Below are 11,438 nucleotides of genomic sequence, written 5' to 3'. Positions count from 1 at the left end.
CGCTCGCACTTCTAGCTGGCGGTCGCGCACCCCGACCCCACGCGGGGGCCCCCCCCGGCCGCCCCCCCCCCCCCCCCCCCCGGCGGGGGGGGGGCCCGCCGGGGGGGCCCCGCGCCTGCCGCCCGGAAGTCCACTCGTCACCCAGCCGTTCCGTCGTTCCTCGCTGTTCGTCGCTCTTCGCTGTTCCCCGCTCTTCGTTGTTCCTCGCTCTTCGCTGTTCGTCGCTCTTCGCTGTTCGTCGCTCTTCGCTGTTCGTCGTTCCTCGTTCTTTCCCGCGCCACGCCGGCACGCGCGCACCGATTCCTCGATTCCCGCGGCATGCGGCCCCGAACGGCCGTTGTCCGTCCGATTCATTTACAGGAGCCTCGCCATGTCGCTCGCCGTGGTGCGCAGTCGCGCGCCGGCGGCCGGCCGCGCGCCGGACGTCACCGTCGAAGTCCATCTTGCCAACGGGTTGCCGTCGTTCTCTATCGTCGGGCTATAATGGAACCATCGTATCATACGAGATTACGCTATGGCCCAGCCGGTTGCCTATTCCTACATTAGGTTCTCTACGAAACGGCAGGCGGCAGGGGACAGCCTGAGACGCCAGACGGAGAAGGCCCGAGCGTACGCTCGAAAACATGCCTTGCGCCTCGACGAGCGTCTGTCCTATCAGGACCTCGGGGTTTCCGCGTATGACCAGTCAAACTCAGAGCGCGGCCAACTGGCTGCATTTTTGCAGGCTATCGACGAGGGGGTCGTAAAATCAGGGTCATATCTCCTGGTCGAGCAGTTAGACCGCCTGTCGCGTGCCAAGCCCCTCGTGGCATTGCGGCAGTTGGAGGGCATCATTTCCGCAGGGGTTATCGTTGTAACGCTTGACGATGAGCGCGTTTACGACAGCGAGGCGTCCGAGGACATGGGGACGTTATTCTTGTCACTTGCGATGATGTATCGGGCACACAACGAATCACAAACCAAATCGATTCGCATTCATGCTGCATGGCAAGCCAAAAGGGACCGTCGTGAGCCGGTCATTACTGCGGAGTGCCCGCGTTGGCTCCGCCCCAAAGCGGACCGTTCGGGCTATGAACTGATACCCGAGAAGGCCGAGAGCGTGCGCCGTGTGTTCGAGCTAACGATAGCGGGCTATGGCAACGTCGCGCTCGCACGTCGCGCCAACAGAGAGGGCTGGCCCCATCCGGGAGACGCGGACAAATGGAACCAGACGATTATCACGAAGCTTATTGCTAACCGCGCGGTTATCAGGGAATATCAACCGCACGTTCGCAAAGAAGGTAAGCGCGTTCCACAGGGTGAGCCTTGGAAAGACTACTATCCGCGCGTCGTCTCCGACGAGGTTTTCGCGTTAGCCAGTGCTGCAAAAGCTCAGCGCGCCCGGGTGCCGGGGCGTCGGGACCGGCACTATAAAAATATTTTCCAAGGCATTTTGGTTTGCGGCACATGCGGCGGCTCATTTGTCCGCAAGAATAAGCACTCAAATAAGCAACCCAATTACAGTTTGTATATGTGTGCTCGCCGCGTTAGCGGCGTTACAAAATGCAGCTCGATTAACGGGCAGCAGCTCGAGATTAACCTTCTAACCAACATCTACTTGGAAGGATATTCCCACATGCGCACTGACGAGGAGGCAGAGGCATTGCGCGCCAGGTTGACATTGTTAACGACTGAGCAAGCGGCTACGCAGCAGCGCATTCAGCGCATCGCAGACGCAATCGAAGCCACCGACTCTCCTATGATGTACGAGCGCTTGACTGACGCCGAAGGCAAGCTTACGGCCATTAAGGAAGATTTGCGCAAAACCGAACATGCCATGGGTGAATTACGGCTTGCAGAGCGCAACGTGGGCACCATGATGCAGACCACATTTACAGAGGATTACAACCGAATCCAGGACGAATCCGAGGTCGAATTCAGGGCACAATTACGAGAAAAGGTTCTTAGTGTCGTCAATCGCATCGTTATCTATCCAGATAGCTTTGCCGCAGTCTTGTTTTATCGTCACACCGGCGAACCCGCTCTTCAGCCGCTCTCCACGGACTTTGACATAAGCGATGAGCCTCCCTTGCTTTCCTCTGCGCGAGCCGTATTTTCCAGACTGGAGTCGAACTGATTTTTCTCATTTCTGGACGTTGATTTTTCGAGTTTCTGCGGTAAGTTCCGGCGACTTGCAACGGTGTCTGCCGCACACACACGATATCCGTCGTTGCTATACATCTTGAGCAACCCGCTCAAGGACAAAGCACGACGAGGACCCATGTACTTCAAAGCCCTGATTGCACACAACAACGTAGCGAGCGAGACGATTTTTTGCGTCGCCGAGAACTTCCACCTAGCGCGGCGGGGCACTGAGCTCGCATACCCAGATTCGCGACTGGTTTGGCTGTTCCCGGTCGACGAGGATGACGTTCCCGACTACATCAAGGGCTCAAAAGAGGAACCGGTCGGACGCGAACTGCTCGACATTGCGCGCACACCGGAGAAATGATTTCCCGCGCCGCTTCTCTTCGCAGAAGCGGCTTTCTTTCGTGGCAACAAGGGCCTTCCGCCCGTGATGTGATGTTGGCCGGACAACCGCGCAGCGTCCATGTCTTCCTCGACCGGACAGGCCATGCCCTTCCCTACCGCTTCCGCGACAGACGCTCGCACATCTCCGTCACCCATCGCCGGATAAGGTCGCGGTCGCTATCGCTCAGCTTCGCAAGCATGTCCGCAATGTCTGCGGCCTCGTCCGCCGCGCGATTGGTAGTCCCGCGCAGCAGCACCTCGAGTGGCAGTTCAAAGACATCTGCGAGCTGAATCAGCCGAGGCAACGGCGGCAGCGTAAGGCCGCGCTCGAAACGGCTGATGGTCTCCTGTTCGACACCGAGCAGTTCCGCGAGCCGTTCCTGGGTCAGCTCGCGGGCGACCCGCTCCCGCGCAATCTTCTTTCCCAGCTTCTTAGCCACCCCGGCCGTCTGTGTCGCCATGTCCACGTCTGTTGTCGCAAAACGACATGCAGTGTGGTACTAGCGCCCGAACTACGTAACGTCATAGAATATGGTTAAAAGACATATTACGTATAAGCCGGCATCCGTAACGCGCTCCCTACCGGTAGATGCGCGGCGCCGGCCAAGAACCAACAGACGGGGATAGAATGAAAGACACGAGGGGTTCTGCAACTACTCCATCCGCGCTCGGCGTATTGCGGAGGAGCGCCGGCGGGCTGGCCGACCTCGAGCAAGCCGTCGCCGACTGGCCGCTCGGAACGTAGGGTCACTGGGTCAACAAGACCAGCACGGAACCAGTCCGCAACATCGCATCCGCGTCGCATGCTCAGTTTGCGCATCCGGGAATTCCAGGCGACCAACTGCCGCGCCTGGACCCGGTTTCCGTCCACTGACGCACCTCTATCCCCTTCAATTCGCAAAAACGTCTGGCTCAATTCCGCGCGCACGAGCACGGCCTCAGCTAGCTTTGCTTCCCGACGGCCTCAGTCTCCAATTACGCGATTCCCTTGATTGTTCCCAGACACTTGAACAAGAAGGAGCGCCGAATGAGATGCATACAGCCATCGTATTCATGACCTCCACGCGCCCTCGTCCCACATCAAGCCACGGACTATGCGGTGCCAACCCACTACGAATGAGGAACAAGTGAAAAATATCAGGATTGCACTCACGGCAGCTTGTCTCGCTATGTTTTCCCATGCGACCTATGCGTGGACCGTCGTCGTTTCAGGCCCATACATAGAAAACCTGCCCCATCATATTGGCCACACCTTTTATGTGTCAGCTGTGTGGTCAAGTGAAGGCTCGGCAGAGGCCGAAGCGATGCGGACCTGCTTACAGAACAACACCTACCAAGAGCAGTGGAAGGAGTGCAAGCCAATCGCCGCATATGATGGCCCAACCGCAATCGCTATTGTCACTGGTCAGGACCACTACTGGGCAGTATCAGCGGACCCAGATACGGACGCGGCAGTGAGGAAAGGGTTCGCTGCTTGTCATCGCGCGCGCACTGAAGGGTGTGAGCTAACCGACGTCTATTGGGATTTCGGGCATAACCGCCTCGATGCGCCAGAATCGTTTAAACAACTTTACATGAAACTTCACGACGGACGGTATTGGCGGCCGGTGGCGGGATACTGAGTTAACTAACCCCCCAAGGCGCCGTGGCAGCGAGGGCCTTTGTTGCTCGGCGCAGACTTCCACTGCTTACGCTGACTTGCTGAACAACGCCGAACAAGTGGCCATCCGATGCCGAGTGGCCACAGCAACTTCTGACCGACAACGAAAGTTGAAAGGGGTGGAATGAAAAATTTTCTCAAATGCCTGATGTATGGTTTGTTTTTGAGTTTCCTTGCAAGCATGGCGGGGTGTATTGCGCCGTTGTCCGCCGATAGGAATAGTGCGGATTTTGCTGCGAGCGGCAAAATGGTGCGCATGTTCGTGGTGGCCGGCGAATATGACAGCAAGACGCTGCCGCACGCACTCGGGGCAGGCGGGACGACGTTTAACCAGTCCGCCAGTCAATACCGATGGGTACACGTCATGGCTCAAGGTCACAAGGGGTTCCGTACCACCCTCTATACGATAGCGCTCGTACCTGACCAGGTTCCGAAGCTGCATAGGAATGATTATGTCGAGGTTAAATTCCTGACCATCTCCGAGTCTAACTACGACCATCTCCAGACTGCCGTCATCACGAAGGTGTTATGTCCGGCGGATGGCCCGAACGAGTGCAGGAGAGCCCTGTTGAGAACTTCGGGCAACTGGAGCAATCCCCTTGGTGAAACGGATGACGCGGTGCCGGATATGAGTGGTTTTACTTTTTCAAAGTACTACGACACGGATGGCAAAAAATTGCCGGGGACATCTCTGCCGCAGTAGCCATTCTCCGGCTGGCAAACCGCCTATGTCAGGCTTCAACAAACCAGAACGAAAGTACTGAATACAAAACTCTTAAAAAGGGGAAAAATATGAAATTCAGGCGAATCAACGCGCTGACGGTCTCCACGTGCCTCGCGATGCTAACCACGGGATGCGCGACGATAACGGGCGGCACTACACAAAACGTATCGGTGAAGACACAAAAGGACGCCGTAGAGGTCGCGGGTGCGGACTGTGTCCTCTCCAACTCGAGGGGCACTTACAAGGTTACGACGCCCGGCAAGGTGACCGTACACCGGGCAAAAGACGACCTAACTGTTTCGTGCGCGATGGATGGCCAAGCACCTGCATTGACTTCGGTGAAGTCGTCAAATCGCGGGGGAGCAATGGCCGCGAACATCGTCATGTTCGGGATAGGCGCCGTCGTTACTCACGGCATTGACAAGGCGACGGGCGGTGCGTATGCCTACCCTGATGACATCACCGTGTCGTTCGGCAAGGACGCTGAGTCGCAAGGTGCCGCTGGCGCAAACACCGGTGCTGCTGCCCAAAGCACTCAAGCTCAGGTCGAGTCAACACAGTGACGAAGAGTTCCGGATGCGACCAGTTGATTTATCCACTCCACAACGCCTGGACGTAGCCCACAATTTCTCGGCTTCGAAGGAGGAATAATGCGTTATTCAATACACAAGGCGCTGCTGCGGCTTCTACTGCTAGAGGTCGCGCATGCGGTCTTTCTCTGCATGTTTACATATTTCGCCCTGGATGACTTCTCACTACCGGACTTCCTATCAGACCTGGGTCGCTTATACGGTGCATGCAAACTCATGCACGTAGTCTATGCGATGGCAGCTTTGGACAAGCTCGGCTTGAAAATTCGCATTACCGTCGGTCTATCCGCTCTCGTCGCGGCACTGTGTCCGTTCTTGCTGCTTTGGACGACCAGTCAGTTTTACTTGAAGGGACTTCCTCTGAACGACATCCTGGATGCGATGCAGCGGGACCCGTCGTGCTATCGCTGGTCGTGGTTTATTTCCGCAGTTATTCTTTTTGTCGGGCTGACTCACGCCATCGGGGGCCAAGGGAGTGGGCGGAAAATCGAATTCTCTGACGACTTTCGCGGCCCGGGGCTTCCGGAGATAAACACCAATGGTGCTCCGATGACCAGTCCGGGCTCGGGAATCGATGTAACCGGGCACGTTCTCGGCGACACTTCCATCTGACTCTCTTCTAGCGCTAAGCAACGACGCTATCAAGTGATAGCGTCGTTAAGACTGGAAAACTGCCAGCGTCATCGACACGGGCGTTTCTGTCGTAGAGGCACTGGGCAAACGGTGGGCTACAAGATTTCAGCCCACTCTACCGTTTCGAGTTTTCTCATCTGACGCACACCGACAAAATAGCTGGGGATGCCTTGGTCGTAGGCGGCATCGAACATGCGTTGCCCGCACAGCGCCATCAGGTCAACCTTTGCCGCCCTTGTGAAGTCGTCCGCGCTTGCAAACCAGAGGGCGAAAACCTTGGCTCCGTCGCGCGGTTCGGCCAGGCCTGCAATCGCTTCCAGGCGGTACGCAGTTGAGCCGTCCGCTTTTCGCGCCGACGCCAACTTCTCATAGTCAGCGGCAACCCTCTTGTGTGCCGCTCGGTAAGCAGAGAAGGCCTTCATCTGGAGGTCTGCAGGCGTTTCGTTATCGACTGTCATGCCCGCCAGTTGGTACAGGAACGCGATGTCGACTCTGATTAGTTTTGTGGTGCTTTTCATGTTCTCAGTATCTTACGGACGCCGAGCATTCCTGGCTTACCCTGCGCTCGCAATGGCGCACGTCGCGTAGGCGTTCGTCGCCGCCGTCGGCTAGGTACCCTGGCATCATGGACTCGGAATCATTGGTCTCCTTTAGACTCGCCAGGACATCAGCACGCATGCCGCTTGTCAAAATCGCGGGACGAACAACGGCTTGCGAACAAAGCCCGGCCGAGTCATCGGCCGGGCTTCGTGAATCACATCGGAGTCACGCGTCGCCGAGGTGGGCGCGCGGACTCTAGCACCAGGGGTAGTAGATGTACTGGTTCCGCTTTCTCAATTGCTTCTTGAAACCCTTCGGTTCCGACTCAGTCGGGCGAACTTTCACTAGCTCGGACGGCAGGTGATGCATCGCCGTGCGGAAATGGATATCCGCCTGAGTGTCCATCGGGTCAGGGTTTGCAAAATCGAATCGCGAAAAGGTGCAGAAACCACTCATCCATTTCCCCATGTCCTGGTCGAGCATGAGTTGGCCCAACGCGTCGAGCTCGCCCATATCTACCGGAAACTCCATTTCGAAACAGCCTCGTTCCGTTTCGACGAGCACGCTGTACTCGTCCATCGCGAAGATGGCCGCAGCGATAGTCGCCGGATGCGTTGTCGCCAACAACCGGGTCTCGTCTTGCAGCAGATTACCAATCCAAACGTCGTTGTGATTGCGGTAGAACGTCAATTTCAGCATGTCTAGTTTCCTCAAGTTGTCCTGGGTGAACCGTATAGCGACGTTGCGAACGCCACCACGGTTCGAGCAATAACCCCTGCCCCGAGCAGGCAGGAGCACGTGTTCAAGTTTTCGATTGGGATAAGAGGTCGTCGCCTGGCGCGACAGTGCAAGAGGAAGACATGGCTCCGTGCAGGGCCAGCGTGACAGACGGCGCGACGGCACCGGCAGTCTCGATAGTCCGGCAAGCTGCTTCCTGCGGCAGCGCCACCAGGCTCCGAGCCAGTCTCATCAGCGGCTGAATCCGGATGCGGCCCACGCGTCCGCTTCTGCGGCGGAAAGAGCTTCATCGGCCGGTACCCAGCGCGGTCCAGCGGGCGTATGCACCGCCACCGACAGACGGTACGCTTCGAGGGCAATGCCGATGTACGTGCCGAGGCGACCGAGAAATGGGTGGCTGGCCCAGATGACCTTGCGGCCCGGGGCGCCCGAGAGATTTCGACGACGGGATTTTCTGCTGCTGGATGCGGAGCTCTGCTTCATGTGTACCTCGGCGCTGTGCGCGAACGAATCCATCGGCCGGCGACAAGGTCGCTCGGAACTTAATGTGGATTCGCTGCAGGCAGCGAGGTAACAGAGCTCGCGAAGAAGTGCGAACGCGCCAAAGGTAACCGACGACGGGAAATGTCGTCAAGAACAATCTGAGCGGCGAAGCTCGCTGTCGCCGTCAGGCCGCACGACGAAGACTCGGGCGCCACCGAACGCCGCAATCACATAGTCAGCGACACGCCACGCATCGGTGTACGCGTGTTGAACGTCGTGGCATCGAACCAGCATTCACCCAACCTGTGACTTGGTGTGCTTAGACGCTTACCGGCGCTTCACGCAGCCGAGCGCCGGTGAATTCGCGGCAAGCTTGCGCGAGAACTGGCCCCGCGTTCGTATCAGCCTATTGCGATAACACTTTGGCGAGCCCCCGACCAAAATACTCAGGTCCGCCCCTCACGCGAGAACGCGCGCATAAATTTATATACCCTTGATGACGGCATTGATTTGCGCGCGACACCCACAAAACGAGCCAAATATTTTCTTTTATTTTCAACTACATACAAATACCAATAAATCATCGCTTGATTTTAAACGTTGACACAAGCGAATTCCCATAAATAGAATTAACCCCAATAACTAAATTCAATCTTGGAGCATATAAAATGGAAACACTTAGTCTTGGCAAATCGAGCATCGACACAACTTATTTCTACGGAACGGTCACCGGAGGCGGCGCACATGGCCCGGGCATCTGCCAGAAGGTCGTCGGTATGTCGAGTAAGGGCGACTTGTTGTTGACACGCCTTCCGATGCACGACGACAGAAGCGGAAGCAAGCGCAGCGGCTCGGTCAACTACGAGCTAACGGGGAACGGCGTGTATCGGGCTTACGGCTACGCTGATTCGAACCGGAGCGAGGGTCCCGAAATCTTCTTCGAGCTCGACGGCGACTCCCTCCGCGAGCTCAATCGCAACCAGCTTGACGAGCGGTTGCGGCTGATGAGCCCCGAGAACTACGCGACGATGGAACATAATCGACGCAAGGCTGCCCGCCGGACCGAACTGCTACCAGAGATTCAGGCTGAGGTGAACGAACTTGCTGCGGACCGGGAACGGCTCGAGGTCACGATGGTGGCAGTCGACGACCAGCTTGAGCTCAGCCGCCTCGCTGTGACGCGGCACAAATCGTGCGGACATTTCGATGAAATCGCCGTCGACACCGTGGACGAACTCGTCGTCCGCCTGTCGGCACCATCGGCCCCCTGCCCTTACTGCGAAGCCTCGGCGAAGAAAGCCCAGGCCGACCAAGAAGCGATGCTGCGCCTGCAAGACGCGGCTGCGACAAACAACCTCCCGCCACTGTCTGGCTCGCCCCGGCAAATCAAGTGGGCGCTCGAAATCCGCGACGGCTTCTGGCGCAATAGCCCGGAAAGCCCACTCTTGAAGCGCGCCACCACTGCCAAGTATTGGATTGAGCACCGAAACGAACTGAAGTGATGTCGCCTTCCGACGCGAAGTCTTATTTGCGGCGCCCATGCCCGAGGCTATATCTCTCAGGCAGTAGGCGTGTCAGCGGCGCTCGAGTCAGTTAAAAACTTAGAGCGGTCACTAGCGGCAGCAAGCCACGCAGGTGCCGGACCACGTCCGCTCCAGGTCGCCCCGGTCTCCGGATTGAGGTATTTGGCCGGTTGCTTGCCCTTAGGCTGTCCCTTCCGACCTGGCGACGCCGCTGTCGACGACAATTTGTTTTTCGCCTTCCCTGGCGTCGACTTGACGGCCGCATCAACTTTGCCGTCAGCACCAATCGAAAACTTCGAGCGGTCCTTCGCATTCGCAATCCATGCCGGCGCGCGACCGCGACCTGACCAGGTGTCACCGGTCTTCGGGTCACGATATTTCGCTGGCTGCTCCCCTCGAACGTAATTGCCACGCCGCTTTGCTTTGCTTTCCGTCGGTACCGAGGAACTCGATGCGTTGCCGTCAACGAGGAACCGGCTGCGGTTCTTCACGTGCGCAATCCACGCGGGGGCACGACCGCGCCCGGACCAAGTCGCACCAGTTTTCGGATTCTGGTATTTCGCCGTAGCAGGCGCGGCGTGAGCTGCGGACGCGTTGCGGCGCCCTGCGCCACGCTTCCTCCCACCGATGTGGGCCTCGATATCTGCGACAGTAACTCCGCTCTTTTGCATGAGTTCCGCAATGCGGTCGAGCGTCGCTGAGGCTTGCTTTGCTTTCATTGCTTCGGCCTGTTCCTGCAGCCGCTTTATTTTCATCTGGATTGCTTCCAAGGTGGGCATGAGTTCCTCCGAGCTATGAATTGCTCGCACTATGCCACGGCAAACCCGAGAGGGCTACACGCAGCGCAAGACCGTGCACTCGATACAATCCCCGCAGTTTCAAAATTTACAACGCGCATCAGCTACACTCAACGCTCAAGTACGTCAGCCCCATGATGTTCGAAAGAAGCTGGTTCGCGTCTCAGCAAGGTGCGGCCGCGAAATTCTTTCGGCTATGGGATTCGTCGAACAGGGGCAAGGTCAGTTCTACGGTTTTTCGCAAGACCGGTGGCTACACTTTGTACAGGCGTTCCGCTTGTGAACGAACAGGACGGGCCGGCCCTCAAGAAATTGAGGAAGCGGCCGATAACGACGAACTGGCACGCTCACTGTGCTATTTCTGGTAAAGGGGAAATGGTCGTGGAATACGATGAGGAACAGGCTGGCATGAGTCGCGCCGCTGAACGGGTTGCGCTGGAGGGTCTCGAGGGGCTGATTCAAGAGGCGTTTGAGGCGGACGGTTTTCACGGCGTGATGCTGGCGTGCCGCAAGGTCCTGGAGCGCTATGACGATGCGTTCAACGGGCTCGAAAGCCAGATTGTGGAAATTTCCGATACGGTCCGCCGCACCACAGGCGCGATGCATATCAGCCTGAAGGCGGCACCGGAGCTGAGGCGAGCCCTCCACAAGGACGGCATTCAGGCATTGCTTTGATGATTCGAGAGCCCCGCCAAGCGGGGTTTTCGCTTAGCTTTCTTATTTTATTCAAAGGTTTTTTGTCTGGAACGGAAAGGAAGGACCTGGGGGTGCGGCCTTGGAGTCGTCACTCTCCGTGCTGCCGGGGAGCCCCGCGTGTTCGTTCGAACTGCAATCAAAGGGCATTCCCGCACGGGCTCACTACGATGCGATGCTTTCGTTTGTGAAGGGGCTGTTGGACATCTGGGCACCAGCCTCGATAGAGGTTGGGCCGTACAAATATTTCTCAATGCAGCAGGTGTTTCCCAACAAGCCCGGGGCTGGTTGGAAGCTATATCTTCCGCTCAAAATCACGGCCAAGCAGCTGCCTGAGGCGCATGAACTTGTGTCCGTGATGGATTGTAGAAAGCAGAGAGGCACTATTGTCGTAAGCGTCGCAGACGAAGCGTTTTCGGCCGAAAACCCTGAACATGTCGAGGTGGCAAACGCCATCGAAGTGCGACTTGCGGACCAAGGCCTGTTACCGCAGTACAAGGACCTGTGACCGTCACCGTGCCGGGGACGCGCAGCCACTCCGGTACG

The 11,438-nt window shown here is 57.5% G+C and carries 14 protein-coding genes and 1 pseudogene; 10 read left to right on the top strand and 5 right to left on the bottom strand.

Translation table 11 applies throughout. The features are described 5' to 3' along the window. Window positions 1–370: 370 nt before the first annotated feature. From DIE22_RS16435 to DIE22_RS16425, 3 genes and pseudogenes are all read left to right on the top strand, one after another. Window positions 371–481: pseudogene (locus tag DIE22_RS16435) on the top strand (ATP-binding protein); the annotation flags it as partial. Between the two features lie 33 nt (window positions 482–514). Then, window positions 515–2,116, top strand: coding sequence for a recombinase family protein (locus DIE22_RS16430; protein WP_124605541.1), 1,602 nt, complete (start codon window positions 515–517; stop codon window positions 2,114–2,116). 144 nt (window positions 2,117–2,260) lie between these two features. Next, complete coding sequence (locus DIE22_RS16425) at window positions 2,261–2,491, top strand: hypothetical protein (protein WP_124605540.1); 231 nt, start codon at window positions 2,261–2,263, stop codon at window positions 2,489–2,491. Between the two features lie 133 nt (window positions 2,492–2,624). Here DIE22_RS16425 and DIE22_RS16420 read toward each other — a convergent pair whose 3' ends face one another. Continuing rightward, a complete protein-coding gene (locus DIE22_RS16420; RefSeq protein ID WP_124605539.1) occupies window positions 2,625–2,972 on the bottom strand; it encodes a helix-turn-helix domain-containing protein in 348 nt (115 codons plus the stop codon). A gap of 666 nt (window positions 2,973–3,638) precedes the next feature. Here DIE22_RS16420 and DIE22_RS38790 point away from each other — a divergent pair. The 4 genes from DIE22_RS38790 to DIE22_RS16400 all read left to right on the top strand — a co-directional run bounded on the left by DIE22_RS38790 (window position 3,639) and on the right by DIE22_RS16400 (window position 6,097). Next, complete coding sequence (locus DIE22_RS38790) at window positions 3,639–4,133, top strand: DUF4189 domain-containing protein (protein ID WP_260426686.1); 495 nt, start codon at window positions 3,639–3,641, stop codon at window positions 4,131–4,133. Between the two features lie 162 nt (window positions 4,134–4,295). Then, entirely contained in the window at window positions 4,296–4,874 is a 579-nt protein-coding gene (locus DIE22_RS16410) for a hypothetical protein (RefSeq protein WP_124605537.1), read from the top strand. Window positions 4,875–4,963: 89 nt separating this feature from the next. Continuing rightward, window positions 4,964–5,458, top strand: a complete 495-nt coding sequence (locus DIE22_RS16405) for a hypothetical protein (RefSeq protein ID WP_124605536.1) — start codon at window positions 4,964–4,966, stop codon at window positions 5,456–5,458. Between the two features lie 87 nt (window positions 5,459–5,545). Further along, window positions 5,546–6,097 carry a hypothetical protein gene (locus DIE22_RS16400; protein WP_124605535.1) on the top strand — a complete coding sequence of 184 codons (552 nt, stop codon included), beginning with the start codon at window positions 5,546–5,548 and terminating at the stop codon, window positions 6,095–6,097. Between the two features lie 116 nt (window positions 6,098–6,213). Here the strand turns inward: DIE22_RS16400 and DIE22_RS16395 are convergent, their stop codons facing one another. The 3 genes from DIE22_RS16395 to DIE22_RS16385 form a co-directional block, all read right to left on the bottom strand. Continuing rightward, complete coding sequence (locus DIE22_RS16395) at window positions 6,214–6,636, bottom strand: hypothetical protein (protein WP_124605534.1); 423 nt, start codon at window positions 6,634–6,636, stop codon at window positions 6,214–6,216. 277 nt (window positions 6,637–6,913) lie between these two features. Further along, entirely contained in the window at window positions 6,914–7,357 is a 444-nt protein-coding gene (locus DIE22_RS16390; protein WP_124605533.1) for a hypothetical protein, read from the bottom strand. 270 nt (window positions 7,358–7,627) lie between these two features. Then, window positions 7,628–7,879 carry a hypothetical protein gene (locus DIE22_RS16385; RefSeq protein WP_124605532.1) on the bottom strand — a complete coding sequence of 84 codons (252 nt, stop codon included), beginning with the start codon at window positions 7,877–7,879 and terminating at the stop codon, window positions 7,628–7,630. Between the two features lie 668 nt (window positions 7,880–8,547). On the opposite strand from DIE22_RS16385, the gene DIE22_RS16380 reads away from it, so the two are divergent. Further along, a complete protein-coding gene (locus DIE22_RS16380) occupies window positions 8,548–9,381 on the top strand; it encodes a hypothetical protein (protein ID WP_124605531.1) in 834 nt (277 codons plus the stop codon). Window positions 9,382–9,437: 56 nt separating this feature from the next. Here the strand turns inward: DIE22_RS16380 and DIE22_RS16375 are convergent, their stop codons facing one another. Then, entirely contained in the window at window positions 9,438–10,181 is a 744-nt protein-coding gene (locus DIE22_RS16375; protein WP_124605530.1) for an H-NS family nucleoid-associated regulatory protein, read from the bottom strand. Window positions 10,182–10,478: 297 nt separating this feature from the next. Between DIE22_RS16375 and DIE22_RS16370 the strand changes: the two genes are divergently transcribed. Continuing rightward, window positions 10,479–10,874, top strand: a complete 396-nt coding sequence (locus DIE22_RS16370; protein WP_124605529.1) for a hypothetical protein — start codon at window positions 10,479–10,481, stop codon at window positions 10,872–10,874. Between the two features lie 100 nt (window positions 10,875–10,974). After that, entirely contained in the window at window positions 10,975–11,400 is a 426-nt protein-coding gene (locus tag DIE22_RS16365; RefSeq protein ID WP_260426685.1) for an immunity 52 family protein, read from the top strand. Window positions 11,401–11,438: the final 38 nt, after the last annotated feature.

The sequence above is a fragment of the Burkholderia sp. Bp9142 genome, from assembly GCF_003853415.1.
Taxonomy (GTDB): Bacteria; Pseudomonadota; Gammaproteobacteria; order Burkholderiales; family Burkholderiaceae; genus Burkholderia.
The sequence above is the reverse complement of the archived record's forward strand: the minus strand, read 5'-3'. Positions and strand labels throughout refer to the sequence as shown.

Excerpts from the sequence above, each read along its gene's own strand:
- DIE22_RS16430 (WP_124605541.1), top strand. The coding sequence starts at position 515 with ATGGCCCAGCCGGTTGCCTATTCCTACATTAGGTTCTCTACGAAACGG.
- DIE22_RS16425 (WP_124605540.1), top strand. The coding sequence starts at position 2,261 with ATGTACTTCAAAGCCCTGATTGCACACAACAACGTAGCGAGCGAGACG.
- DIE22_RS16420 (WP_124605539.1), bottom strand. The coding sequence starts at position 2,972 with ATGGCGACACAGACGGCCGGGGTGGCTAAGAAGCTGGGAAAGAAGATT.
- DIE22_RS16410 (WP_124605537.1), top strand. The coding sequence starts at position 4,296 with ATGAAAAATTTTCTCAAATGCCTGATGTATGGTTTGTTTTTGAGTTTC.
- DIE22_RS16405 (WP_124605536.1), top strand. The coding sequence starts at position 4,964 with ATGAAATTCAGGCGAATCAACGCGCTGACGGTCTCCACGTGCCTCGCG.
- DIE22_RS16400 (WP_124605535.1), top strand. The coding sequence starts at position 5,546 with ATGCGTTATTCAATACACAAGGCGCTGCTGCGGCTTCTACTGCTAGAG.
- DIE22_RS16395 (WP_124605534.1), bottom strand. The coding sequence starts at position 6,636 with ATGAAAAGCACCACAAAACTAATCAGAGTCGACATCGCGTTCCTGTAC.
- DIE22_RS16390 (WP_124605533.1), bottom strand. The coding sequence starts at position 7,357 with ATGCTGAAATTGACGTTCTACCGCAATCACAACGACGTTTGGATTGGT.
- DIE22_RS16385 (WP_124605532.1), bottom strand. The coding sequence starts at position 7,879 with ATGAAGCAGAGCTCCGCATCCAGCAGCAGAAAATCCCGTCGTCGAAAT.
- DIE22_RS16380 (WP_124605531.1), top strand. The coding sequence starts at position 8,548 with ATGGAAACACTTAGTCTTGGCAAATCGAGCATCGACACAACTTATTTC.
- DIE22_RS16375 (WP_124605530.1), bottom strand. The coding sequence starts at position 10,181 with ATGCCCACCTTGGAAGCAATCCAGATGAAAATAAAGCGGCTGCAGGAA.